22 protein-coding genes and 1 riboswitch are annotated in these 23517 nt (G+C 72.2%); of the genes, 9 read left to right on the forward strand and 13 right to left on the reverse strand.

Features of this window, described 5'->3' with window-relative positions; all coding sequences use genetic code 11:
* Nucleotides 1-43: 43 nt before the first annotated feature.
* The 4 genes from groL to thrC form a co-directional block, all read right to left on the reverse strand.
* Nucleotides 44-1663 (reverse strand): chaperonin GroEL, encoded by a 1620-nt coding sequence (gene groL / locus AC07A6_RS23740; protein WP_362469583.1) that lies wholly within the window; start codon nucleotides 1661-1663, stop codon nucleotides 44-46.
* A gap of 368 nt (nucleotides 1664-2031) precedes the next feature.
* On the reverse strand, nucleotides 2032-2238 hold the full coding sequence (locus tag AC07A6_RS23745; RefSeq protein WP_008743607.1) for a cold-shock protein: 207 nt from the start codon (nucleotides 2236-2238) through the stop codon (nucleotides 2032-2034).
* Nucleotides 2239-2643: 405 nt separating this feature from the next.
* Complete coding sequence (locus AC07A6_RS23750) at nucleotides 2644-2922, reverse strand: MoaD/ThiS family protein (RefSeq protein WP_249767117.1); 279 nt, start codon at nucleotides 2920-2922, stop codon at nucleotides 2644-2646.
* 45 nt (nucleotides 2923-2967) lie between these two features.
* Nucleotides 2968-4242, reverse strand: a complete 1275-nt coding sequence (gene thrC, locus AC07A6_RS23755) for a threonine synthase (protein ID WP_362469589.1) — start codon at nucleotides 4240-4242, stop codon at nucleotides 2968-2970.
* Between the two features lie 17 nt (nucleotides 4243-4259).
* Nucleotides 4260-4398, reverse strand: a riboswitch (SAM riboswitch).
* A 218-nt stretch (nucleotides 4399-4616) separates the two neighbouring features.
* On the opposite strand from thrC, the gene AC07A6_RS23760 reads away from it, so the two are divergent.
* A complete protein-coding gene (locus AC07A6_RS23760) occupies nucleotides 4617-5567 on the forward strand; it encodes a glucosyl-3-phosphoglycerate synthase (protein ID WP_478778429.1) in 951 nt (316 codons plus the stop codon).
* 83 nt (nucleotides 5568-5650) lie between these two features.
* Complete coding sequence (locus tag AC07A6_RS23765; protein ID WP_478778430.1) at nucleotides 5651-7120, forward strand: alpha,alpha-trehalose-phosphate synthase (UDP-forming); 1470 nt, start codon at nucleotides 5651-5653, stop codon at nucleotides 7118-7120.
* A gap of 87 nt (nucleotides 7121-7207) precedes the next feature.
* Here the strand turns inward: AC07A6_RS23765 and otsB are convergent, their stop codons facing one another.
* From otsB to AC07A6_RS23780, 3 genes are all read right to left on the reverse strand, one after another.
* The gene (gene otsB, locus AC07A6_RS23770; RefSeq protein ID WP_478778431.1) at nucleotides 7208-8065 is read right to left on the reverse strand and encodes a trehalose-phosphatase; all 858 of its coding nucleotides are present in this window, start codon (nucleotides 8063-8065) and stop codon (nucleotides 7208-7210) included.
* A 121-nt stretch (nucleotides 8066-8186) separates the two neighbouring features.
* Nucleotides 8187-8468: a DUF3263 domain-containing protein gene (locus AC07A6_RS23775; protein WP_386272873.1), complete on the reverse strand. Its 282-nt coding sequence runs from the start codon at nucleotides 8466-8468 to the stop codon at nucleotides 8187-8189.
* A gap of 53 nt (nucleotides 8469-8521) precedes the next feature.
* Entirely contained in the window at nucleotides 8522-9826 is a 1305-nt protein-coding gene (locus tag AC07A6_RS23780) for an extracellular solute-binding protein (RefSeq protein WP_478778432.1), read from the reverse strand.
* Nucleotides 9827-10036: 210 nt separating this feature from the next.
* Here AC07A6_RS23780 and AC07A6_RS23785 point away from each other — a divergent pair, with 210 nt between their 5' ends.
* The 3 genes from AC07A6_RS23785 (at nucleotide 10037) to AC07A6_RS23795 (ending at nucleotide 13150) form a co-directional block, all read left to right on the forward strand.
* Entirely contained in the window at nucleotides 10037-10969 is a 933-nt protein-coding gene (locus AC07A6_RS23785) for an ROK family protein (protein WP_362469638.1), read from the forward strand.
* On the forward strand, nucleotides 10969-12120 hold the full coding sequence (gene nagA / locus AC07A6_RS23790; RefSeq protein WP_478778433.1) for an N-acetylglucosamine-6-phosphate deacetylase: 1152 nt from the start codon (nucleotides 10969-10971) through the stop codon (nucleotides 12118-12120). Before AC07A6_RS23785 ends, nagA begins: the two co-directional genes overlap by 1 nt.
* A 103-nt stretch (nucleotides 12121-12223) precedes the next feature.
* The gene (locus tag AC07A6_RS23795) at nucleotides 12224-13150 is read left to right on the forward strand and encodes a 1-phosphofructokinase family hexose kinase (RefSeq protein ID WP_362469610.1); all 927 of its coding nucleotides are present in this window, start codon (nucleotides 12224-12226) and stop codon (nucleotides 13148-13150) included.
* A 104-nt stretch (nucleotides 13151-13254) separates the two neighbouring features.
* On the opposite strand, the gene AC07A6_RS23800 is transcribed toward AC07A6_RS23795, so the two are convergent.
* Nucleotides 13255-14295 carry a CBM35 domain-containing protein gene (locus AC07A6_RS23800; RefSeq protein WP_362469613.1) on the reverse strand — a complete coding sequence of 347 codons (1041 nt, stop codon included), beginning with the start codon at nucleotides 14293-14295 and terminating at the stop codon, nucleotides 13255-13257.
* A 68-nt stretch (nucleotides 14296-14363) separates the two neighbouring features.
* Nucleotides 14364-16106: a diguanylate cyclase CdgB gene (cdgB, locus tag AC07A6_RS23805; RefSeq protein WP_362469616.1), complete on the reverse strand. Its 1743-nt coding sequence runs from the start codon at nucleotides 16104-16106 to the stop codon at nucleotides 14364-14366.
* A gap of 303 nt (nucleotides 16107-16409) precedes the next feature.
* Here cdgB and AC07A6_RS23810 point away from each other — a divergent pair, with 303 nt between their 5' ends.
* Complete coding sequence (locus AC07A6_RS23810) at nucleotides 16410-17006, forward strand: flavin reductase family protein (RefSeq protein WP_478778434.1); 597 nt, start codon at nucleotides 16410-16412, stop codon at nucleotides 17004-17006.
* 17 nt (nucleotides 17007-17023) lie between these two features.
* On the opposite strand, the gene arfB is transcribed toward AC07A6_RS23810, so the two are convergent.
* Nucleotides 17024-17449 carry an alternative ribosome rescue aminoacyl-tRNA hydrolase ArfB gene (gene arfB / locus AC07A6_RS23815; protein WP_362469623.1) on the reverse strand — a complete coding sequence of 142 codons (426 nt, stop codon included), beginning with the start codon at nucleotides 17447-17449 and terminating at the stop codon, nucleotides 17024-17026.
* A gap of 144 nt (nucleotides 17450-17593) precedes the next feature.
* On the opposite strand from arfB, the gene AC07A6_RS23820 reads away from it, so the two are divergent.
* On the forward strand, nucleotides 17594-18169 hold the full coding sequence (locus tag AC07A6_RS23820; protein WP_362469626.1) for a TerD family protein: 576 nt from the start codon (nucleotides 17594-17596) through the stop codon (nucleotides 18167-18169).
* Between the two features lie 100 nt (nucleotides 18170-18269).
* Here AC07A6_RS23820 and AC07A6_RS23825 read toward each other — a convergent pair whose 3' ends face one another.
* Nucleotides 18270-19673 (reverse strand): M1 family metallopeptidase, encoded by a 1404-nt coding sequence (locus AC07A6_RS23825; RefSeq protein WP_478778435.1) that lies wholly within the window; start codon nucleotides 19671-19673, stop codon nucleotides 18270-18272.
* Between the two features lie 29 nt (nucleotides 19674-19702).
* Nucleotides 19703-20233, reverse strand: coding sequence for a GlcG/HbpS family heme-binding protein (locus AC07A6_RS23830; RefSeq protein WP_386272878.1), 531 nt, complete (start codon nucleotides 20231-20233; stop codon nucleotides 19703-19705).
* A gap of 578 nt (nucleotides 20234-20811) precedes the next feature.
* Here AC07A6_RS23830 and AC07A6_RS23835 point away from each other — a divergent pair.
* Complete coding sequence (locus AC07A6_RS23835) at nucleotides 20812-21957, forward strand: sensor histidine kinase (RefSeq protein WP_478778456.1); 1146 nt, start codon at nucleotides 20812-20814, stop codon at nucleotides 21955-21957.
* Nucleotides 21954-22577, forward strand: a complete 624-nt coding sequence (locus tag AC07A6_RS23840) for a response regulator (RefSeq protein WP_007265532.1) — start codon at nucleotides 21954-21956, stop codon at nucleotides 22575-22577. Before AC07A6_RS23835 ends, AC07A6_RS23840 begins: the two co-directional genes overlap by 4 nt.
* On the opposite strand, the gene AC07A6_RS23845 is transcribed toward AC07A6_RS23840, so the two are convergent.
* Complete coding sequence (locus tag AC07A6_RS23845; protein WP_478778436.1) at nucleotides 22574-23341, reverse strand: GbsR/MarR family transcriptional regulator; 768 nt, start codon at nucleotides 23339-23341, stop codon at nucleotides 22574-22576. The genes AC07A6_RS23840 and AC07A6_RS23845 overlap by 4 nt on opposite strands.
* Nucleotides 23342-23517 lie beyond the last annotated feature (176 nt).

Below are 23517 nucleotides of genomic sequence, written 5' to 3' on the forward strand. Positions count from 1 at the left end.
GGTACCGCCCTCGTTCGAGAACAGCCGATCAGCCAGGGGCCGATCAGAAGTCCATGTCACCGCCCGGCATGCCGCCCGGAGCGGCGGCGGCCTTCTCCGGCTTGTCGGCGATGACGGCCTCGGTGGTCAGGAAGAGCGCGGCGATGGACGCGGCGTTCTGCAGCGCGGAGCGCGTGACCTTCGCCGGGTCGATGATGCCCTCGGCGATCATGTCGACGTACTCGCCGGTCGCGGCGTTCAGGCCGTGGCCGACGGTCAGGTTGCGCACCTTCTCGACGACGACGCCACCCTCGAGACCACCGTTGACGGCGATCTGCTTCAGCGGGGCCTCCAGCGCGAGCTTCACGGCGTTGGCGCCGGTCGCCTCGTCACCGGTGAGCTCCAGCTTCTCGAAGACCGAGGAGGCCTGCAGCAGGGCCACGCCACCGCCGGCGACGATGCCCTCTTCGACGGCCGCCTTCGCGTTGCGGACGGCGTCCTCGATGCGGTGCTTGCGCTCCTTGAGCTCGACCTCGGTCGCGGCACCGGCCTTGATGACGGCCACGCCGCCGGCCAGCTTCGCGAGGCGCTCCTGGAGCTTCTCGCGGTCGTAGTCCGAGTCGGAGTTCTCGATCTCGGCGCGGATCTGGTTGACGCGGCCCTGGACCTGGTCGCTGTCACCGGCACCGTCGACGATGGTGGTCTCGTCCTTGGTGATGACGACCTTGCGGGCGCGGCCGAGCAGGTCGAGACCGGCGTTCTCCAGCTTGAGGCCGACCTCCTCGGAGATGACCGTGCCGCCCGTGAGGATGGCGATGTCGCCGAGCATGGCCTTGCGGCGGTCGCCGAAGCCCGGGGCCTTGACGGCGACGGACTTGAAGGTGCCGCGGATCTTGTTGACGACCAGGGTCGACAGGGCCTCGCCCTCGACGTCCTCGGCGATGATCAGCAGCGGCTTGCCGGACTGCATGACCTTCTCCAGGAGCGGCAGCAGGTCCTTGACCGAGCCGATCTTGGAGTTGACGATCAGGATGTACGGGTCGTCGAGGGACGCCTCCATACGCTCCATGTCGGTGGCGAAGTACGCCGAGATGTAGCCCTTGTCGAAGCGCATGCCCTCGGTGAGCTCCAGCTCCAGACCGAAGGTCTGGGACTCCTCGACGGTGATGACGCCTTCCTTGCCGACCTTGTCCATGGCCTCGGCGATGAGCTCGCCGATCTGGGTGTCGGCGGCGGAGATGGAGGCCGTGGAAGCGATCTGCTCCTTGGTCTCGACATCCTTGGCCTGGGCCAGCAGGGCGGCGGAGACGGCCTCGACGGCCTTCTCGATACCGCGCTTGAGGGCCATCGGGTTGGCGCCGGCGGCCACGTTGCGCAGACCCTCGCGGACGAGCGCCTGGGCGAGGACGGTCGCGGTGGTCGTACCGTCACCGGCGACGTCGTCCGTCTTCTTGGCGACTTCCTTGACCAGCTCGGCGCCGATCTTCTCGTACGGGTCCTCGAGCTCGATCTCCTTGGCGATGGAGACACCGTCGTTGGTGATCGTGGGGGCGCCCCACTTCTTCTCAAGGACGACGTTGCGACCCTTGGGGCCAAGGGTGACCTTGACGGCGTCGGCGAGCTGGTTCATGCCACGCTCGAGACCGCGCCGGGCCTCCTCGTTGAACGCGATGATCTTGGCCATCTGAAGTGGTCCTCCAGGACTGGGGTTCCCCCTGCGCCGCCAGGCGTGAGGGGAGGGTGGATTGCTCCGGACCGCGCCCGCGCCCGCGACGGACGGCCTGCGGATCCAGCGGTTCCGTCCCGCCGGACCCTGCGGGCCTCACCGACCCGGTCCTCGTTTTGGTAGCACTCTCACCGGGAGAGTGCTAACGCCAATGATTAGCACTCGACCCCCACGAGTGCAAGCGGCTTCAGGCAACACGCGGGCGGCGCGGCGGCGACACGGCAATGACGCGGGGCGACACGCAGGAGGGGCCCACATCCCTGTCCAGGATGTGGGCCCCTCAAGCGTCTGTGCGTGCGTCGGTGGCCGATCGCGTTCGCTCCGACTCAGCCGGCCGCGAGCTTGACCATGTCCGCCTGCGGACCCTTCTGGCCCTGCGAGATCTCGAACTCGACCCGCTGACCCTCTTCAAGGGTGCGGTACCCGTCCATCTGGATGGCGCTGTAGTGGACGAACACATCCGCACCACCGTCGACCGCGATGAAGCCGTAGCCCTTCTCCGCGTTGAACCACTTGACGGTGCCCTGAGCCATGCCTAACTCCCCTATTACTGGCCCTTGCGCAGGACCGCACTTCGCGGTCCCGGGTCAGAACTTGCGCCGGAACGCCTCGACCGCGGCTGAATGTATCCGCACCGGTGCTGTCAGCAACAGGTCAATCCGACGAGAAATCTGGACACACGGAAACCTGGAAATAAGGTGAAATCCTGGCTTATTCCAGGGCAACTCGGGCCAGACAAGCGGCACCAAAGGCCCAAAAGGCACGCTCATGTTGACTCAATGTCAACCATCCGTCCGCCCGCTCATATGCGGCGGGCATGGACAACGGAGGGGACTGCCCCAACTCTACCGCGCCCAATCAAGCAGAATTGCCCCCTCCGCTTTTAGCGGAGGGGGCAATTCTGATCTGAACGCGTCAGCCGCGAACCGGGCCGCGAATCAGCAGCCGCCGGCCACGGCCGGAATGATCGAGACGCCGGCGCCGTCCGGCGTCGCCGTCTGCAGGCCGCCCTCGAAGCGCACGTCGTCGTCGTTGACGTAGACGTTCACGAAGCGGCGCAGCTTGCCCTGGTCATCCAGGACGCGCGCGGCGATGCCCGGGTGGTTCTTCTCCAGGGACTCGATGACCTCGGCGAGGGTCGCGCCCTCGGCCGGGACCTCGGCGACGCCGCCGGTGTAGGTGCGCAGGATGGTGGGGATGCGGACGTTGACGCTCATGGCGCTACCGCCTTTCCGGGTGTGTCAGGGGGAAGCAGGTGGGGGTCAGGCCAGGCCGGCGGCGCGGAACGCGTCCAGGCTCGGGCGGATGGTGGCCGTCTGGCCGCTGTCCGCGGCCACCGCCTCCAGGGTCTTGAGTCCGTCACCGGTGTTCAGGACCACCGTGGTCAGCGCCGGGTCGAGCTGCCCGTTCTCGATCAACTTCTTCGTCACGCCGACGGTCACGCCGCCCGCGGTCTCGGCGAAGATGCCCTCGGTGCGCGCGAGGATCTTGATGGCCTCGACGACCTGCTCGTCGTTGACGTCCTCGACGTAGCCGCCGGTGCGCCGCGCGATGTCCAAGACGTACGGGCCGTCCGCCGGGTTGCCGATGGCCAGCGACTTGGCGATGGTGTTCGGCTTCTGCGGGCGGACCACGTCGTGGCCGGCCTTGAAGGCGGTGGACACCGGGGAGCAGCCCTCGGCCTGGGCGCCGAAGATCTTGTACGGCTTGTCCTCGACGAGGCCGAGCTTGATCAGCTCCTGGAGACCCTTGTCGATCTTCGTCAGCTGGGAGCCGGACGCGATCGGGATGACGATCTGGTCGGGCAGCTGCCAGCCGAGCTGCTCGCAGATCTCGTACGCCAGCGTCTTGGAGCCCTCGCCGTAGTAGGGGCGCAGGTTGACGTTGACGAAGCCCCAGCCCTCGCCCAGCGGGTCGCCGATGAGCTCGGAGCAGAAGCGGTTGACGTCGTCGTAGTTGCCCTCGATGCCGACCAGGTCGCCGCCGTAGACACCGGCCATGACGACCTTGCCCTGCTCCAGGTCGTGCGGGATGAACACGCAGGACCGCAGGCCCGCCCGGGCGGCCGCGGCGCCGACGGCGCCGGCCAGGTTGCCGGTGGAGGAGCAGGACAGGGTGGTGAAGCCGAAGGCACGGGCGGCCTCGACGGCGATGGCCACGACACGGTCCTTGAAGGAGTGCGTCGGGTTGCCGGAGTCGTCCTTGACGTAGAGCTTGCCGGTGACGCCCAGCTCCTTGGCCAGGTTCTCGGCGTCCACCAGCTTGGTGAAGCCGGGGTTCAGGTTCGGCTTGGCGGCCACGTCCGCCGGGACGGGCAGCAGCGGCGCGTAGCGCCAGATGTTGTTCGGACCGGCCTCGATCGCGGCGCGCAGGGCCTCCGGGTCGCCGAGCGGCAGCTCATAGGCGACTTCCAGGGGGCCGAAGCACTCGACGCAGGCGAAGATGGGGCCGAGCTCGAAGCGGGTACCGCACTCGCGACAGGAAAGTCCGGTGGCGGGTCCGAGGTCGACAGAGGTGGCGACAGTCTGTGCAGCCATGATGGCGAGGCCCTTTCTCCTCATCTTCCCCATGGCGCACTTCGCCATGAGACGGAATTGGCACCTTCCCTAGCCGGGGCCTCGCGCTGGCGAGAACCGACTGGAGGGTTGCCGGGGCTTCAACGGGCCGTGTCCCTCTGCCCCTCTGGATGAGCGGTATGGCACCGGACACACGCGCTCTGTGGCGCGCCGGTGCGTTTGTGCGCGGGACCCCCGGCATGCGGTGGTCTCTCGCGTTGTTCAAGACTGTAACCGACGGGACGGGTGGTTGAGACAGCCGTCCGAACCGCGAGATGGATCACAATTCGGCCCAAATAGGCCGAGTGCCACAGAGACCGCGGAACCCGCGGAGAGATGCCCAAGGGGTGCTGAGAGTGCTGGATGAGGTGGAGCGCTGGCTGGCAGACCGCTCCTGGTCCGCCGCCGACCGACCGCTCGACCAGCTGCTCGACCGGAAACGGGCGGCCGGGACGACGGTGAGCGTGGTGCTGCCCGCGCTCGACGAGGAGGCCACCGTCGGGGAGATCGTCGAGACCATCCGGCGCGACCTGATCGAGGCCCCGCCCGTCCCCCTGGTGGACGAGCTGGTGGTCGTCGACTCCGGCTCCACCGACCGTACGGCCGAGGTCGCGGCCAAGGCCGGCGCCCGCGTCGTGCACCGCGACTCGATCCTGCCCCGCATCCCGGCCCTGCCCGGCAAGGGCGAGGTGCTGTGGCGCTCCCTGCTGGCCACCACCGGCGACATCGTCTGCTTCGTCGACGCCGACCTGCGGGACTTCGACTCCGCCTTCGTCTCCGGGATCGTCGGACCGCTGCTCACCGACCCGCAGGTGCAGTTCGTCAAGGCCATGTACGACCGGCCCCTCGGCGACGCGCCCGGCCAGGGCGGGCGCGTCACGGAGCTGGTGGCCCGCCCGCTCCTCAACCTCCACTGGCCCCAGCTGGCCGGCTTCGTCCAGCCGCTGGGCGGCGAGTACGCCGTACGCCGCTCCCTGCTGGAACGCCTCCCCTTCCCCGTCGGGTACGGGGTGGAGCTGGGCCTGCTCGTGGACGCGCTGCACACGGTCGGACTGGACGCGCTCGCCCAGGTGGACGTGGGGGTCCGGCTGCACCGGCACCAGGACGGGCAGGCCCTGGGCCGGATGGCCGCCGCGATCTACCGCACCGCGCAGCTGAGGCTCTCGCGCGGGCACCTCGTACGGCCGGAGCTGACGCAGTTCGAGCGCGGGCCGGACGGGTTCGTGCCGCGCACGTACGCCGTGGACACGGAGGAGCGGCCGCCGATGGCGGAGGTCCAGGAGTACGCGGTCCGGCGCGTGGCGTGACGAACCCGGCGTGACGAAGCGGCGTGACGAACCGGACATTTCCCGGACGTTTGAGCGAGCGGGCCCCGGGCTAGGTTCGCGGCATGGCTTCCCCCGTGGCTCCCCAGGTACTCGTCGCCGCCAACCGCGGCCCGCTCTCGTACACCCTCGACACCGACGGCACCCTCAGCGCCCGGCGCGGCGGCGGCGGCCTCGTCTCCGGCCTGTCCGCGGCGCTCGCGGCCCAGCCGGAGGCCCTGTGGATCTGCGCGGCCCTCTCCGACGCCGACCGGGAGGCGGTCCGCCGCGGCGTCTCCGAGCCGGGCGTCCGGATGCTGGACATCGACCCCGCCGTGTACGACGACGCCTACAACGGCATCGCGAACTCCGTGCTCTGGTTCACCCACCACCACCTCTACGACGTCCCCCGCGAACCCGTCTTCGACGCGGAGTTCCGGCGGCGCTGGGACTCGTACACCGCCTACAACCGGGCCTTCGCCGAAGCCCTCGCCGAGGAGGCCGCCGAGGGCGCCCGCGTCCTCGTCCAGGACTACCACCTCGCCCTGGTCCCGGGGCAGCTGCGCGCACTGCGCCCGGACCTGCGGATCGCGCACTTCACGCACACGCCGTGGGGGTCCCACGAGTTCCTGGGGATGCTCCCGGACGACATCAGGAGCGACCTGGTGTGGGGGATGCTGGGGGCGGACCTGCTGGGGTTCCACACCGAGCTCTGGGCGGTCAGCTTCGTCAGCGGCGCGCACGCCGACGACGAGCGCGGCATCGCGGAACCGTCCATCCCCCGGAACAGCGGCCCCGGGGTCCACCACCGCAGGATGACGGAGACCGGCTGGTACGGGGAGAGGCGGTTCACCCCGGTGAACGCCTACCCCCTCGGCGTCGACGGGGACGACCTGCGGGCACTGGCCCACCGGCCGGAGGTCGACGACAAGCTCGCCGCGCTCCGGGCCGAGGTGGGCGACCGCAAGACGATCGTCCGCGTCGACCGCACGGAACTGTCGAAGAACATCCTGCGCGGCCTCCTCGCCTACCGCGAGCTCCTGACCGCCCACCCCGAGTGGCGCGGCCGCGTCGTCCACCTGGCGTCCGCCTACCCGTCCCGGCAGGACCTCAAGGTGTACCGGGACTACACCGAGTCGGTGCGCGAACTGGCCGAGGAGATCAACGCGGAGTTCGGCACGGACGACTGGCAGCCGGTCCTGGTCTCCGTCCAGGACGACTTCGCCCGCTCCCTCGCCGCCTACCGGCTGGCGGACGTGGCCCTGATCAACCCGGTGCGGGACGGCATGAACCTCGTCGCGAAGGAGATCCCGGTCGTCTCGGAGGCGGGCTGCGCGCTGGTCCTCTCCACGGGGGCGGGAGCGTACGAGGAACTCCACACGAACGCCCTGACGGTCAACCCGTACGACGTCACGGCGACGGCCGAAGCCCTCCACGAGGCCCTCACGATGCCGGCGGACGAGCGGGCGGAACGCACGAAGCGCCTGGCGGCCGCCGCCACGGCCCTCCCCCCGGCGGCCTGGTTCGAAGCCCAGCTGGAGGCGCTGGGGGAGTGAGCACTCCCGCTGGGGGCCCGCTATCTCCCCCTCGACCCCGTGGGGTCGAGGGGGAGATAGCGGGCCCGCACCGTCGGCCCCGCCCCCTCACCCCCGCAGGGCCCCCGCCAGCTGTGCCAGGAATGCCGTTACCGCTGCCGGGCCGGGGAGGACGAGGTCGGCTCGGGCTGCGAGTTCGGGGACTTCCGCCGAGCCGCTGCAGACCAGGAGGCCCGGGAGGCCGTCGGCCCGGCGCTTCTCGACCGCCGAGTACGCCGCGAGGTCGCCCAGGTCGTCGCCCGCGTACAGGACGGCTTCGGCTCCGCGCTCCGTGAGGAACTCGGTCAGTGCGACGCCCTTGTCCATGCCCGGCGGGCGCAGTTCCAGGACGGCGCGGCCCGGCTCGACCATCAGGCCGTGGCGGGCGGCGAGTTCCGCGAGGGGTTCGCGGAGGGCGTCGAAGGCGGCCGCGGGGTCTTCGGCGCGGCGGGTGTGGACGGCGAGGGCCTGGCCCTTCTCCTCGATCCAGGTCCCGCGCCACGCGCCGATGGCGTCGAGGAAGCCCGGCAGTTCGGCCCGTACGGCGGCGACGCCGGGGTGTTCGGCGGGGGCGCGGACGATGCCGGTGACGGCGTCCCAGCGCTCGGCTCCGTAGTGGCCGAGGACGACGAGGTGCTCCAGGCCGGGTATACCGGCGAAGCCGCCGTGGCGTACGGCGACGCCGGCGGGCCGGCCGGTGACGACGGCGACGGCTTCGACCTGGGGCGCGAGCGCGGCGAGCGCGGGGACGGCGTCGGGGTGGGCGCGGGCCTGGTCGGGGTCGGGGACGATCTCGGCGAGGGTGCCGTCGAAGTCGAGGGCGATGACGGCTCTGCGGGGTGCGCGGAGGAGGGCTTCGAGTCCCTCGCGTCCGGCTGCGGTGGCGGGCACGGGCATCGGCTGCGGATCATGCGGCTGGCTCCCCATACGGTCGACCCTACCGGCGGGGCGCGAAGCCCGCCCAGCCTTCGCGGAGGCCGCTCCGGGCGGGCTCCGGCAGGTCCGGCCCGGCCGCCCGCCGGAGCGTCGGCGCCCCCGCCCCCGCCCCCTACCGCCGGGCGCGCTGGGCGGCGCGGATGCGGCGGAGGCGGTTGACGGTGCCGGGGGCGTGGGCGAGGGCGCGGGGGTCGTCCATGAGGGCGTTGAGGAGCTGGTAGTAGCTGACCGGGGTGAGGCCGAGGGCCTCGCGTATCGCGCGCTCCTTGGCGCCGGGGCCGGGCCAGCTGCGGCCTTCGTAGGCGAGTACGGCGGCCTCGGCGGCGGTCAGCGGCCCGGGGGCCCGGTCCGCCGCCGCGCCGCCCGTGTCACCCGCCTGCCCGCCGTCCGTCATACGGCCAGATTAACGCCGCCCACCGACACCGCCCCGGCCCGTGTCCCGCGGGGCTACTTCTCCCCGTCCGCCTTGCGCGCGGCGACGGCGATCTCCTCCAGGACCTTCGCGGGCTGTCCGCCCGGTGCGACGGTCTTGCCGATGTTCTGCTTGACGTCCTCGCTGACCCCGGCCCAGGACTTCTTGCCGACGGGGTAGAGCCGGGCGTTGGGGAGGGCGGCGAGGAAGGTCCTCAGCTGTGTGGCCGAGCCGCCGGTGCTGCCGGCCATGGCCCGGTAGCCGCTGGTGGTGACGGGCAGGAGGTCGTACTGGTTGGTGAAGGTGGTCACGTTCTTCGCGGAGAAGAGGAGGTCCAGGAACTTCCCGGACTCCTTCTTGTGGCCGTTCTTGAACGCCATGACCCAGTCGGCGACGCCCATGGTGGAGTGGTCGGTGCCGTCGATGGTGGGCATGGCGACCATGCCGAACTTCACGCCCTTGCCGGCGGCCTGCTTCAGCAGGGTGGGGTGGCCGTTGAGCATGCCGACCTCGCCGCGCGTGAAGGCGTCGAAGGCGGCCTGGCGGTCGAGCTTGGCCGGTTCGACGGGGCCGGTGAGCTGCTGGCCGACCATCTTGTCGCGGAGGAACTCCAGCGACTTGACGTTCTCCGCGGAGTCGATCGAGTACGCCTCCTCGTTGTCGGTGTAGCCGCCGCCGCCCGCGAGCATCCACATCATCGTCTCGGCCTGGGCCTCTTCGCGGCCGAGCGGCAGTGCGAAGGGGGTGGGGACGTTGGCGGCCTTGAGCTTCTTGGCGGCGGCTTCGATGTCCGCCCAGCTCTTGGGCTGCCAGGGGGTGCTGCCGTCCTTGGGGATGATGCCGGCGTCGCCGAGGAGCTTGGTGTTGTAGAAGAGCAGCCGGGTGCTGGCGACGAACGGCATCCCGTACTGGACCCGCTTGACCTTGCCCGCGTCGGCGAGGGGGGCGAGGAAGTCGGCCTCGGTGGTGACGGAGAGCAGTTCGTCGGCGGTGTAGAGCTTGCCGGCTTCGGCGTAGTCGGCGTAGGCGCCGATCTGGGCGATGTCGGGGGCCTTGCCGGCCTTGACCATCGCGGCGACCTTGGCGTCGACCTCCGACCAGGAGTAGACGCTGACCTCGACGTGGACGCCGGGGTTGTCCTTCTCGAAGGCGGTGGCGAGGTTCTTCCAGTAGCCGGCGGAGGAGTTCTGCGGATTGTCCCCGTAGTCGGCCGCCACGACCCGCAGGGTCACGTCGTTGTCCCCGGTGAGGCCGGACACGGTTCCGCAGCCCGCCAGCGTCGCCAGGGTCAGGGACAGTGCGGCGCCGGTCGCGGCCGGCCTCAGGTAACGGCCCTTCACAGTTCTTGATCCACCCCAGGTTGTACGTACGATCCGACGTAAGGTCTACACCACTTTGGCGGCTCCTCCACATCCGGAACGGGGTCTGCCGCGGACTGTTTCCGGACTGTGTCACTTGGGCGGTCCGAATTTGTATGGCCGGTCAACAATCCCCTCCAATGGACTAGACCTTTCCCCGCCGAGCACGCGAGACTGTCTGCTGTGAAACCCGTGAAACACGTCATCGCCCTCGATGTGGGCGGCACCGGGATCAAGGCCGCCCTGATCGGGGCGGACGGCACCCTGCTGCACGAGGCACGCCGCGCCACCGGCCGCGAGCGGGGCCCCGACGCCGTCGTCGAGACGATCCTGGACTTCGCCGCCGAGCTCCTCGACCTCGGCCGGGAACGCTTCGGCGCGCCCGCCTCCGCCGCCGGCGTCGCCGTCCCCGGCATCGTCGACGCCGAGCGCGGCACCGCCGTGTACGCGGCGAACCTGGGCTGGCGGGACGTACCGATGCGCGACCTGCTCACCGCCCGCCTCGGCGGGATCCCGGTCGCCCTCGGCCACGACGTCCGCACGGGCGGACTCGCCGAGGGCCGCATCGGCGCGGGCCTGGGCGCCCAGCGCTTCCTCTTCGTCCCGCTCGGCACCGGCATCGCCGGCGCCATCGGCATCGCCGGCCGCATCGAGGCCGGCGCCCACGGCTACGCGGGCGAGATCGGGCACATCGTGGTCCGCCCCGGCGGCCCCGCCTGCGGCTGCGGCCAGCACGGCTGCCTGGAGACCCTCGCCTCCGCCTCCGCCGTCAGCCGCGCCTGGGCCACCGCCTCCGGCGACCCCGACGCCGACGCCGCCGACTGCGCCAAGGCCGTCGAGTCCGGCGACCCGGCCGCCCGCGAGGTCTGGCTGGCCGCCATCGGCGCCCTCGCCGACGGCCTGGTCACCGCGATCACCCTGCTGGACCCGAGCACGCTGATCATCGGTGGCGGGCTCGCCGAGGCGGGGGAAACCTTGTTCACACCACTGAGGACGGCCGTCGAGGAGCGCGTGACGTTCCAGCGGCTGCCCGAGATCGTTCCGGCTGCCCTCGGGGACACCGCCGGATGCCTGGGCGCAGGACTCCTCGCCTGGGACCTACTCGCCACGGAGGTACCTGCCTGATGTCCGGAAGCGCACAGAGCACCGTTCTCTCCGGCGCGAGGGTGGTGCTGCCCACCGGGATCGTGGCGGGCGGCCGCGTCATCGTCGAGGGCGCCCGGATCGCGGGCAGCGCCCCCGAGGACGCCACGGTCGTCGACCTGTCCGGGCACTGGATCGTCCCGGGCTTCGTGGACATGCACAACCACGGCGGCGGCGGCGCCTCCTTCACCTCCGGCACCGCCGAGGAGGTCCTCACGGGCGTACGGACCCACCGCGAGCACGGCACCACCACCCTCGTCGCCTCCACCGTCACCGGCGACCTGGACGAACTGGCCCGCCGCGCCGGGCTGCTCGCCGAGCTCACCCAGCAGGGCGAGATCGCCGGCATCCACTTCGAGGGCCCGTTCATCAACCCGTGCCGCAAGGGCGCCCACAAGGCCGACCTGCTGCGCGACCCCGACCCGGCCGAGGTCCGCAAGCTCGTCGACGCCGCGCACGGCGCCGCCCGCATGGTCACCCTCGCCACCGAACTCCCCGGCGGCCTGGACTCCGTACGGCTGCTGGCCGAGCACGGGGTCATCGCCGCGATCGGCCACACCGACTCCACGTACGACCAGACCCGCCAGGCCATCGACGCCGGCGCGACCGTCGCCACCCACCTGTACAACGCCATGCCCGGCTTGGAGCACCGCGCGCCCGGCCCGATCGCGGCACTGCTGGAGGACGAGCGGGTCACCGTCGAGCTGATCAACGACGGCACCCACCTGCACCCGGCGATGCTGGAGCTGGCCTTCCACCACGCGGGCGCGCACCGCGTCGCGCTGATCACCGACGCGATGGACGCGGCCGGCTTCGGCGACGGCACCTACCACCTCGGCCCGCTGGAGGTGGAGGTCAAGGACGGCGTCGCCCGGCTCGTCGAGGGCGGTTCCATCGCCGGCTCGACGCTGACTCTGGACACCGCGTTCAAGCGGTCGGTGACGGTGGACCGGCTGCCCGTCGAGTCCGTGGTCCAGGCGATCTCGGCCAACCCGGCCAAGCTGCTCGGCCTCTACGACGAGGTCGGCTCGCTGGAGCCCGGCAAGTACGCCGACCTGGTGGTCCTCGACGCCGCGTTCGACGTCAAGGGCGTCATGCGGCGCGGCGAATGGATCGTCAGCCCGCTGGACTGAACCGGCCTTTCATACGGCGCAAAGGGGGCGGCCCGCCCACGGGGCTGGGATGGCCGCCCTCGATTTGGCATGATCCCGGCACACACCAAGACCGGGGCTGGCCATGATCCTCACCGTGACGCTCAACACCGCGCTCGACGTCACCCACCGCGTGCCGCGCATGCTGCCGCACACCTCCCACCGGGTCACCGGTGTCACCGAACGCGCCGGCGGCAAGGGCCTGAACGTGGCCCGGGTGCTCGGCGCGCTCGGCGAGGAGGTCACGGCGACGGGCTTCGCGGGCGGCCCCGCCGGGCAGACCGTACGCGAACTCCTCGCCGCCGCACCCGGGGTGACCGACGCCCTCGTCCCCTGCGCGGGCACCACCCGGCGCACCCTGGCCGTCGTCGACGAGAGCACCGGCGACACCACCCAGTTCAACGAGCCCGGCCCGCTGATCTCCGCGGCCGAATGGGCCGCCTTCCTGGAGCGGTACGCCGAACTCCTCACCGGCGCCCGCGCGGTGGCCCTGTGCGGCAGCCTGCCCCCGGGCGTCCCGGTCGGCGCGTACGCGGCCCTCGTGCGGGCGGCCCGCGCGGCCGGGCTCCCCGTGCTGCTCGACACCAGCGGCGAGGCCCTGCGCCGCGGCGTCGCCGCCCGGCCGGACATCATCAAGCCGAACGCGGCCGAACTGGCGGAGCTGACCGGCGCCCGCGACCCGCTCCCCGCGACCCGTGACGCCCGCCGCCGGGGCGCCCAGGCGGTGGTGACCTCCCTGGGCCCCGCCGGGCTGCTCGCCGCCACCCCCGACGGCACCTGGGAGGCGGCCCCGCCCCGCGCGCTGCGCGGCAACCCCACCGGAGCGGGCGACTCCGCCGTCGCGGGCCTGCTCTCCGCCCTGACCCAGGGCCTGGACTGGCCCGGACGCCTGGCCCGCGCGGTGGCCCTCTCCGCGGCCACCGTGCACGCCCCGACGGCGGGGGACTTCGACCCGCGTACGTACGAGGAGATCGCCCCGCAGGTCAGGGCCGTGCCGCTGCCCGCCCCGTAGGCGCGTCGCGGGAACGGCCGAGGGGGAGACGCACCCGGTGCGTCTCCCCCTCGTGGCTTCCGTCGCCGGCCGGCCCTCGCCGACCGACCGTCGCCGGCCGGCCGTCAGCCCTTGGCCCAGCCGGAGGTGAGGCGCAGCTGATCGAATATGGCGTCGCACTGGTTGCCGGCCTCACACGAGATCTTCATCGTGTTCGTACCCTTCTTGAGGGTGACGAAGGCGTAGGTCCGGGTCCAGCCCTTGTCCCAGACGCCCGCCTCGGCCTTGGAGAAGTTGGCCAGGTTCAGGGACTGCGTGGGGGTCTGCCCGTTGACCGTCAGCGTGACCTTCGCGTCCTTGCCCGGCACCGCGTAGTTGACGTTCAGCGTGTAGTCGCCGGCTTCGGGCAGCTCGGCCGTCCAGGTCAGGGCGGCGCCCTCATGGTTGAAGTTGCCGACGTACTGGCCGCCCGAGCTCTTGGACCCGGCGACGCTGTTCTGCAGCGTCGCCCCGCCGGTGAGGGCCATGCCGGCGCCGGCGGCCTCGCCCTTGGGCAGCGGGGTCTTGGAGGGCTCCGGGGAGGCGCTCGTCTGGGGCTCGGAGTTCTTCGAGGGCTGCGCCGCCGGGGTCGGGCCGACCGCCTGGTTCTTGTCGCCCTTGTCCTTGTCCTTGCCGAAGACCACGGCCGCGCCGATGCCGATGCCGATGGCCGCCACGACCGCGACGGCCGCGATCAGCAGGCCCCGGCGGCTGGAGCCGCCACCGCCGCCACCGCCGCGGCCGCCGCGGCGGGGCGGGACCGGCTGGGTGTGCGCGGTCTGCGCGGACGGCTGCTGCGGGACGCCGTAGCCGTTCGCCTGGAGGGCTTCGGGGGCCTGGTACTGGGCCTGGTAGGCCTGCGGGGGCTGCTGCTGCGGGACGGCGCCGCGCTGGCCGCCGTACGTACGCTCGCCGACCGTGCGCACCTGGTTGTACGAGGTCCGGGGGACGCCGGGCTGTGTGCCGGGCGGTCCGCCGGCCGTCGGGCCGGGGTAGCCGTATCCGCCGCCCTGACCGGGCGGGGTGGCTCCGGCGGCCTGGCCGTCCGCGTAGAGGTAGCCGAACGGGTCATCGTCCCCGGGCTGGTTGGCCCCACCGTGCGGGCCGTTGTTCGCGGGCGTCGTCATCGCAGGTCACTCCTTTCGACCCACGGGAGCCTACCCCGAACACGTGCGCACACGGGTGGCCATCGGACTCAGCCGGCCCGCCGGTGCGCCTTGGAACGGGACCGCTTCTCGATGTACATCCGCTGGTCGGCGGAGCGCAGCACCTCGTCCGCGGACATTCCGCAGCTGGCCCAGCCGATGCCGAAACTCGCGCCCACGCGGACCGCGCGGCCGTCGACCCGGATCGGCGGGATGATCGCGTTGCGCAGCCGTACGGCGAGGTCGGCGGCGTCGGCGGCGCCCAGGCCGTCGGCGAGGACGACGAACTCGTCACCACCCAGCCGGGCGACGGTGTCACCGTCCCTGACGCCCGTCGTCAGGCGGCGGGCGACCTCGATGAGGACGGCGTCGCCGGTGTGGTGGCCGAACCGGTCGTTGATCGACTTGAAGCCGTCGAGGTCGCAGAAGAGGACGGCGAGGCCCTTCGTGCCGTCGTCGACGTCGGTGGCGGGCGCCACCGTGTGCACGTGGTGGTCGTACGGGCCGTCCGGGCTGCCCGGGAAGGCGCCGGGGAAGTCGAAGGGGTCGGCCGCCTGCCCGGCGGCGGGGGCGGCGGGGAAGCCGTTGTCGTAGGCGTGGTGCTGCCCGGGGTGCTGCCCCTCGGGTGGAAAGCCGTGCTCGCCGGCACCACCCGCCTCGGGGCGGCCCTCGTACGCCGCGTCCAGCGCCTCGACCGCGCCGGCCCGTACGGACTGGGGGCGGCGGCACAGGCGTGCGCCGAGCCGGGAGCGCAGTTCGGCGCTGTTGGGCAGGCCGGTGAGGGAGTCGTGGCTGGCCCGGTGCGCGAGCTGGAGCTCGTGCCGCTTGCGCTCCTCGATGTCCTCGACGTGCGTGAGCAGGAAGCGGGGGCCGTCGGCGGCGTCGGCGACGACGGAGTTGCGCAGCGAGACCCACACGTACGTGCCGTCGCGCCGTCCGAGGCGCAGTTCGGCGCGGCCGCCCTCGGCGGAGGTGCGCAGCAGGGTGCCGATGTCCTCGGGGTGGACGAGGTCGGAGAAGGAGTAGCGGCGCAGGACGGAGGCGGGCCGGCCCAGCAGGCGGCACAGGGCGTCGTTGGTCCGCAGCAGCCGTCCGTGCTGGTCGCCGCCCATCTCGGCGATGGCCATGCCGCTGGGTGCGTACTCGAAGGCCTGCCGGAACGACTCTTCACTCGCCCGCAGGGCCTGCTGCTCGCGCTCCAGCCGGACGAGGGCCCGTTGCATGTTCGCGCGCAGCCTCGCGTTGCTGATCGCAATGGCGGCCTGGAAGGCGTACATCTGGAGCGCTTCGCGGCCCCAGGCGCCGGGGCGGCGCCCGTTGCGCGGCCTGTCCACCGAAATGACACCCAGAAGTTCCCCGCCGGTCGCGTACATGGGGGCGTAGAGCCGGTCCTCGGGGTGCCACTCGTCCAGGAAGCGCGGATCGGGGCCGTCGGTGTGCCACTGGGGGACGTCGTCCTCCATCAGGACCCAGCCCTCGGTGTGCGGGATGAAGCGCAGGCCGTCCCAGTCCTCGCCCATGGTCAGGCGGCGTTCCCAGGCGGCGCGGGAGCCGACGCGGCCGGTGATCAGGGCCTCGGCGGCGGGGTCACCTGCGAAGGCGGCGACGACGAGATCGCCGTCGGGGCGTACGAGGTTGACACAGGCGAGTTCGTAGCCGAGGCCCCTGACGATGCCGTCCACGACGGTCTGCAGGGTGTCCGCCAGGCTGCGGGCCGTGTTGAGCTCGGCCACCACCTGGTGCAGCTGCCGCAGGGTCGCAAGACGGACGTACGGCTCCGACTCGGTCTCCATTGCTCGCTCTCCCCGAGACCTCGACAGCAACTCCAGGTTTGTCATCGGCGTTTCGTTGCGGTGTCCCGTCCACTGAATCACAGTGAGCTGTGCGGCAGGTACACAGGGTCAACAAATCTTGCCCTCTGTGACTCAAGTCACATGAGATGAAGAAGGGCCGTGCCGAGAGGGGCGTACGGAGTGGGAGCGCTCCCCCTCCTTCCCGGACGCAAACGATACGCCCGGCCTAGGGCGCGGGGCGGGGACACGGCTCGGACCAGGGGCCGATGTGCGCCGCACGGGGGCGGGACTAGCGTTCGGTACGTGCCCAATACGACCCCCGTACACCCAGCCGTACACCCGTCCGTACACCCGGCCCCCGCGCTCACCACCCCCCATCCTGAGGGGGTGAGCAACGACGAGTTCCGGGCCGCCATGTCCCGGCTGGCGGCGGGCGTGTGCCTGATCACCGCGCACGAGCCGCCCCTGAGCGCCGACGGCCCGCGCGGCGAGGACGTCGGCATGACGGCCACCGCGTTCATGTCGGTCTCCCTGGACCCGCCGCTCGTCCTGGTCAGCGTGCGCGAGGGGTCCCGGATGGACGACCTGCTCGCCGAGCAGCCGCTGTGGGCGGTCTCCCTCCTCGCGGACAGCCAGCTCCAGGTGGCCGGCCGGTTCTCGATGAAGGGCCGGATCAGCGACCGGCTGCTGTTCGAGGGGCTGCCCTACGTACGCGGCGCCCTGTCCGGCGCACCGCTGCTGAGCGGCGCGCTCGCCACCCTGGAGTGCCGCACCGAGTCCCGCGTCACCGCGGGCGACCACACCCTCGTCGTCGGCCGCGTCCTCGGCGCCGGCCTGCCGGTCCCGGACGCGCCGCCGCTGACGTACTTCCGCGGCCGCTACCGCCACCTGGCGCCGTAGGCACCCGGGCGCGGCCGCTACCAGTCGCGCGAGCTGCGGTTCCGCTTGGTCTCGCCGCGGGCCTTCTTCTCCCGCAGGCGCCGCTCGTTGATGCCCCGGGGGATCTTCGTCGCCCGGCGCGGCTTCGGCGGCGGGGCCGTGGCCTCCGCCAGCAGCGAGGCCAGCCGGACCAGCGCCATCTCCCGGTTGCGGAACTGCGAGCGGTGCTCGGAGGCCCGTACCGTCACCACCCCGTCCACCAGCCGGGACGCGAGCCGCTCCAGCGCCCGCTCCTTCCACACCTCCGGCAGCGCCTTGGTCGCCGCCAGGTCGAACAGCAGCTCCACGCGCGAGTCGGAGGTGTTGACGTGCTGGCCGCCCGGCCCGGAGGAACGCGAGAACCGCCAGGCGAGCTCCGCCTCGGGGAGCACGACGGAACCACGGATGACATAGGGACCAGGCATGGCCCTATGATCGGCCCCCGCCCGCGCCCCCGTCACCCTCATTTCCGTGTCCAGGAACCTCCGCGCCCCCTCCCCGCGTTATGAAGGGCAGCGGTAACTTGACCCCATATCGCGGTCAACCGTCGAGGAAGGACACCAGTCAAAATGGCAGTAAGCCTGTCCAAGGGCGGCAACGTCTCGCTCTCGAAGGAGGCCCCGGGCCTCAGCGCCGTCACGGTCGGCCTCGGCTGGGACGTGCGCACGACGACCGGTGTCGACTTCGACCTCGACGCCTCGGCCATCGCGGTCAACGCGATGGGCAAGGTCGTCTCCGACGGCCACTTCGTCTTCTTCAACAACAAGTCCACCCCGGACCAGACCATCGTCCACACCGGCGACAACCGCACGGGCGCGGGCGCGGGCGACGACGAGGCCATCAACGTCAACCTCGCGGGCCTGCCCGCCGACGTCGACAAGATCGTCTTCCCGGTGTCGATCTACGACGCCGAGACCCGCAGCCAGAACTTCGGCCAGGTCCGCAACGCCTACATCCGCGTCGTGAACCAGGCCGGCGGCGCCGAGATCGCCCGCTACGACCTCTCCGAGGACGCGGCCACCGAGACCGCCATGGTCTTCGGCGAGCTCTACCGCAACGGCGCCGAGTGGAAGTTCCGCGCCGTCGGCCAGGGCTACGCCTCCGGCCTCGTCGGCATCGCCCAGGACTTCGGCGTCAACGTCTGACCCGCGTCCCACCGGGCCGAAGCCCCCTCCCCGGCCACGCCGGAGAGGGGGCTTCGCCGCCTTCCGGCCGCCCGCTCCGGGCCGCGGCCTACGCCTATGCCTACGCCTTGGGGCGGCCCTCCCCGTACAGCCACACGTCCCACACCTTCTTCAGGTCATGGCCCGTGCGCCGCTCCGCGTACGCCGTGAAGTCCGCGGTGCTCGCGTTGCCGTACCGGTGGTCGGCCGCCCAGCCGCGCAGCAGATCGAAGAACTTCTCGTCCCCCACCTCCTGCCGGATCCGGTGCAGGACCATCGCACCCCGGTAGTACACGGGCGCGTCCGAGACGTGATCGGCACCGGGCGGCGCGGCGGGCGGGAACGCCGCCCAGTCCCCGCCGGCCTGGTCGTCGACCGAGGTGTCACCCGCCAGGAACGCCTCGAAGCGGCGCTGCGCGCTCACCCCGCCGTGGTCCTCGGACCACAGCCACTCCGCGTACGTGGCGAAGCCCTCGTTGAGCCACATGTCCTTCCAGGTCTTCGGCGAGACCGAGTTCCCGAACCACTGGTGGGCCAGCTCGTGCAGCACGAGCTCCTCGTCGGGCGCGCCCGAGTAGACGGGCTTGGTCTGCGTCTCCAGCGCGTACGCGAGGGTCCGCGCGGGCATCACGATCGAACCGGCGGTGCCGAAGGGGTACGGGCCGAACTTCGCGCCGCCCCACTCCACGATCTCCGGCAGCCGCTTCAGCGCGGCCTCGCTGCCCGCCGCCTCACCAGGAGCGACGGCGTCGTACACCGCGACCCCCGACGGGGTCCGCCCGGTGGTCACCTTGAACTTCCCGATGGCCACGGTCGCCAGGTAGCTCGCCATCGGCTCCGGGCTGTGCCACGCGAACTCGGTCTGCCCGTCCCCCACCTCCCGGCGGGAGCGCAGCTGCCCGTTGGACACGGCCTCGTAGCCGTCCGGGACGGTGACCGTCACGTCGTACGCGGCCTTGTCGCTCGGGTGGTGGTTGCCGGGGAACCAGCCCATCGACCCGACCGGTTCGCCGACGGCGACCGCACCGTCCTCGGTGGTGATCCAGCCCTCGTGCGAGCCGTCGGGATCGACGACGGGCTTCGGCCGCCCGGTGTAGTCCACCGTCGTACGGAAGACCTCGCCCTTCTTCAGGTCCTTGGCCGGGCGCACCGTCAGCTCGTTGCCGGTCCGGTTGTACCGCGCCGCCGCGCCCTGCACGTCCACGCCCTCGACCTTCAGCCCGCTCAGGTCGAGGTTGAAGGAGCTGAGCCCCTGCTCGGCGCGGGCGGTGATGACGGCCGTGCCGTGCAGCTGCCCGTCGGCGGGGTCGTAGGCCAGGTCCAGCGCGTAGTGCTCGACCTGGTAGCCGCCGTTGCCCGCCCGCGGGAAGAACGGGTCCCGCAGCCCGGACGCACCGGGCCGCCCCTGCACCGTCGCGCCCGTACATCCCGTCGCGAGGACGAGCAGGGCGGTGACGGCGGGGACGGCCAGGCGCTTGAGTTCCACGCCCCGATCCTAAGGAGCGGAGCGGGAACTCACTGCTGCAGGGACTCCACGCCAGCCTTGGCGAACTTCTCGTCCAGGTCGCCGCTCGGGGCGCCGGCCACGCCGATGCCGGCGACCGGGGCGCCGTTCGCCTGCACGGGGGCGCCGCCGCCGAGGAAGAGCGTGCCGGGGATGTCCTTCAGGTTCGGGGCCTGCGCGAGGCGGCCCGCGAGGACGGAGGTCGGGGCGTTCCAGGACACGGCGGTGAAGGCCTTGCGCTGCGCCGACTCGTAGGACTGCGGGCCCGCACCGTCGCCGCGGAGGGTGACGATCGTGTTGCCGTTGCGGTCGACGACGGCCACGGTGACCTTCTGGTTCTCCTTCTGGGCGGCCTCCAGCGCGGCCTGCGCGGCGCGGGTGGCGGCGTCGATGGTGAGGTGCGTGGAGGTGGTGAAGTTCTTGTCCGCGTCCTTCTTGGCCGGCGCGGCGGGGGTGGCGCTGGCGCTGACGGCGCCGAAGGTCCCGGCGCCGAGGACGACGGCGACGGCGGTACCGGTGAGAACGCGGGTGCGGGTGTTCATGTCAGCTCCTGTTGGGACGTCGGCTTGGCTCCCTCCAAGCCTGTGCCCGGACCGGGCCCCGACCCGTCCCCGTACCGGCTCGGCCCGCCGACCGCACCGGTTGACCCGGGGGTCATCCGATCGGCCGATGCGGTGGGGCCGGCCGCCCGTTTTGCTGTTCCTGACGCGCCGCCTGCGCGGCTCGCGCCGCCCGCGTGGCTCGCCCGGGCCGGTGCCCGTGGTCCGGGCCGGTGCCCGTGGTCCGGACCGGTGGGTCGGGTGCGGGTGGGTGTGCCGCTGCGCGGGGCTGTTCCCCTACCCTCCCTTCGCCCGTTCCCCGGGCTCCGCCCGGACCCGATACCGGGCGCTCCGCGCCCGGTGCGCTCAAACGCCGCGCGGGCTGGATACATCCAGCCTCGCCGGCGTTTGAGGCGCGGGGGTCTGGGGGCGGAGCCCCCAGGGAGCCCCGCGCAGCGGCACACCCGGCAACCGCCCGGCCAGGGCAAAGGCAAAGGCAAAGGCAGTATGGATACCACCGCCCCACCCACAGGAGCCACGCAGTGACCCGGGCACCCGACACCCGCACCCTCGCCACCGTCATGCACACGGCGTTCTTCCTCCTGCTCGGCGCATCGGTGGCCCGCTTCCTGCTCCGGCACCCCGGCGAACCCCGCACCCCCTGGGTGATCTCCCTCGGCATCGCCCTCGCCCTGCTGTACGTCCTCGGCCCCGCCGTCGGCGTCACCCAGGCCGCCGATCGGCACACCCCCGCCCCCACCCTGCGCCGCAGGCTCTGGCTCGGGCTCGTCGTCGCCACCTGGGTGGTCCTCGTCGTGCTCGCGCCGAGCTTCGCCTGGTGCGCCGTACCGCTGTTCTTCACCGCCCTGCGCACCCTCCCCCCGCGCGCCGCCGTGGCCCTGGTCGCCGTACTCACCGTCTTCGTCGTCGCGGCCCAGATGAAGCTCTCCACCGCCTTCGACCCCAACCTCCTCCTGGCCCCGCCCGCCATCGCCGCGCTCGCCACGGCCGTCTTCGTCCACATGGAGCGCCAGGCCCGCGCCCAGCGCGCGCTGATCGACGACCTGATCCGCACCCGCCGGGAACTCGCCGCCACCGAACGCCGCGAGGGCACCCTCGCCGAACGGCAGCGGCTGTCCATGGAGATCCACGACACCCTGGCCCAGAACCTGTCCAGCCAGCAGATGCTGCTCCAGGCCGCCGACCGCACCTGGGACAGCGACCCGGCCACCGCCCGCGCGCACGTCCGCACCGCCAACGGCATCGCGGCCCGCGGCCTCGCCGAGGCCCGCCGCCTGGTCCACGACCTGGCCCCGCCCGAGCTGGACAACGGCGCCGGCCTCCCCGAGGCCCTCAGCGCGCTGGACGCCGGGCCCGGCGTCGAGGTCCGCTTCCACCTGGAGGGCGTCCCGGCACCCCTGCCGGACCGCACCGAGTCGGCCCTCCTGCGCATCGCCCAGGGCGCCCTGGCCAACATCCGCGAGCACGCGCACGCGCACACCGCCGCCCTCACCCTGAGCTTCCTCGGCGACCAGGTCGTCCTGGACATCGCGGACGACGGCGACGGCTTCACCGCCACCGCCACCGCCTCCGGTCCCGGACGCGGTCACGGCCTCCCGGCCATGCGCGCCCGCGTGCGCCAGCTCGGCGGCACCCTGACGATCGAATCCGCCCCCGGCGAAGGCACCGTCCTCTCCGCCTCGATCCCCCTGGAGCCCACAGGATGACGACGATCCTCCTCTGCGACGACCACGTGGTGGTCCGCGCCGGACTCCTCGCGCTCCTCGGCAGCGAGCCGGACATCGAGGTGCTCGGCGAGGCCGGCAGCGGCGAGGAGGCGGTCGCACTGGCCGCCAAGCTCCGCCCGGACGTGGTCCTGATGGACCTCCAGCTGGGCGAGGGCATCGACGGCGTCGAAGCCACCCGCCGCATCACGGCCCTCCCCGGCCCGCCGCACGTCCTGGTCCTCACCACGTACGACACGGACGCCGACATCACCCGGGCGATCGGCGCGGGAGCGACCGGCTACCTGCTGAAGGCGGAGCGCCCCGAGGAGCTGTTCGCCGCCATCCACTCGGCGGCGGCCGGCCGCACCACGCTGTCCGCGCCCGTCGCGAGCCGGGTCATGGCCCACATGCGCGGTACGCGGCCCACCCTCACCGACCGCGAACTCGACATCCTGGGCCAGCTGGCCCGGGGCCTGGGCAACCGCGACATCGCCCGGGCCCTGTTCATCAGCGAGGCCACCGTCAAGACCCACCTGGGCCGCATCTACGACAAGCTCGGCGTCGACACCCGCGCGGGCGCGGTCGCGGTGGCCAAGGAACAGCGCCTCCTGCCCTCCTAGGCCGTACCCGTACCCGTACCCGTACCCGTATCCGTGTCCGTGTCCGCGGCGCGCTCGGCCAGCCTCAGCCGCCACTGCTCCATGACCGCGCGCAGGGACTCGTTCACGAGCGTCAGCAGCTCGACGGAGGACTCGAAGCGCGCCCCCGCCGGAGTCGTGGCCCCGAGGACCTCGGCTCCGCGCTGCGACGCCGCGACCAGTACGTCGTTCATCTGCGCGGCCGCGAGCAGCGACCGGAGCCAGAGTTCGTCGTCGATGGCGTAGCGCTCGCGGCGCGCCCCGGGAATCCGTTCACGCCTGAGCATCCCCTGCCCTTCGAGCCAGGCGACGGCGTGCGAGACGGACGCCGGGCTGACGCGGAGCCGCTCGACCAGCTCGGCGGCGGTGAGGGCGCCGGAGTCGGTGGTGTAGAGGCAGGCCAGCACCCTGGAGACCATCGGCGGCAGCCCCTGCCCGGCCAGCAGCCCGGTGAAGGACTCGGTGAACTCCCGCACCGCCTGCGGGTCCCGCCCGTGGCCGGCGTCGGGGACCGGCGGCGCCGCCGTCGCCGGCCGCACCTCCTTGCGCCGGCGCGCACGGTGCTGCGTGGCCTCCTGCGCCCGGTCCGCGCCGTAGCCCTCGGGGCCGCCGTTGCGGGTGACCTCCCGCATGACGGTGGAGGCGGGCCGCCGCAGCCGCCGGCCTATCTCCGTGTATCCGAGGCCCTCGGCCAGCCAGGTGGCGATGTGCCGGCGTTCCTCGCCGGTGAGCCGTCCTCCGGGCATCGGTGCTCGTCTCCCCTCGTCGACAGCCGCAGTATGCATCCGCCCCCACCCCATTGCAATCCACCCCCCGCCATGCCATTGCATTCACCGCCACAGCCATTGCAATACACACTCCAATCACCATAACCACCAGGGAGATTCACCCCACCAACCTCGTTGACGCATCCATAAACGCA

The organism is Streptomyces sp. NPDC044002, assembly GCF_056434525.1.

Bases quoted from the DNA above. Each gene is read 5' to 3' on its own strand.
- AC07A6_RS23840 (WP_007265532.1), top strand. From the start codon at position 21,954: ATGACGACGATCCTCCTCTGCGACGACCACGTGGTGGTCCGCGCCGGA.
- cdgB (WP_362469616.1), bottom strand. From the start codon at position 16,106: ATGGAGACCGAGTCGGAGCCGTACGTCCGTCTTGCGACCCTGCGGCAG.
- AC07A6_RS23845 (WP_478778436.1), bottom strand. From the start codon at position 23,341: ATGCCCGGAGGACGGCTCACCGGCGAGGAACGCCGGCACATCGCCACC.
- AC07A6_RS23745 (WP_008743607.1), bottom strand. From the start codon at position 2,238: ATGGCTCAGGGCACCGTCAAGTGGTTCAACGCGGAGAAGGGCTACGGC.
- thrC (WP_362469589.1), bottom strand. From the start codon at position 4,242: ATGGCTGCACAGACTGTCGCCACCTCTGTCGACCTCGGACCCGCCACC.
- AC07A6_RS23795 (WP_362469610.1), top strand. From the start codon at position 12,224: ATGATCCTCACCGTGACGCTCAACACCGCGCTCGACGTCACCCACCGC.
- AC07A6_RS23750 (WP_249767117.1), bottom strand. From the start codon at position 2,922: ATGAGCGTCAACGTCCGCATCCCCACCATCCTGCGCACCTACACCGGC.
- AC07A6_RS23800 (WP_362469613.1), bottom strand. From the start codon at position 14,295: ATGACGACGCCCGCGAACAACGGCCCGCACGGTGGGGCCAACCAGCCC.
- AC07A6_RS23775 (WP_386272873.1), bottom strand. From the start codon at position 8,468: ATGACGGACGGCGGGCAGGCGGGTGACACGGGCGGCGCGGCGGCGGAC.
- groL (WP_362469583.1), bottom strand. From the start codon at position 1,663: ATGGCCAAGATCATCGCGTTCAACGAGGAGGCCCGGCGCGGTCTCGAG.
- AC07A6_RS23820 (WP_362469626.1), top strand. From the start codon at position 17,594: ATGGCAGTAAGCCTGTCCAAGGGCGGCAACGTCTCGCTCTCGAAGGAG.
- otsB (WP_478778431.1), bottom strand. From the start codon at position 8,065: ATGGGGAGCCAGCCGCATGATCCGCAGCCGATGCCCGTGCCCGCCACC.
- AC07A6_RS23835 (WP_478778456.1), top strand. From the start codon at position 20,812: ATGCACACGGCGTTCTTCCTCCTGCTCGGCGCATCGGTGGCCCGCTTC.
- nagA (WP_478778433.1), top strand. From the start codon at position 10,969: ATGTCCGGAAGCGCACAGAGCACCGTTCTCTCCGGCGCGAGGGTGGTG.
- AC07A6_RS23765 (WP_478778430.1), top strand. From the start codon at position 5,651: ATGGCTTCCCCCGTGGCTCCCCAGGTACTCGTCGCCGCCAACCGCGGC.
- AC07A6_RS23830 (WP_386272878.1), bottom strand. From the start codon at position 20,233: ATGAACACCCGCACCCGCGTTCTCACCGGTACCGCCGTCGCCGTCGTC.
- arfB (WP_362469623.1), bottom strand. From the start codon at position 17,449: ATGCCTGGTCCCTATGTCATCCGTGGTTCCGTCGTGCTCCCCGAGGCG.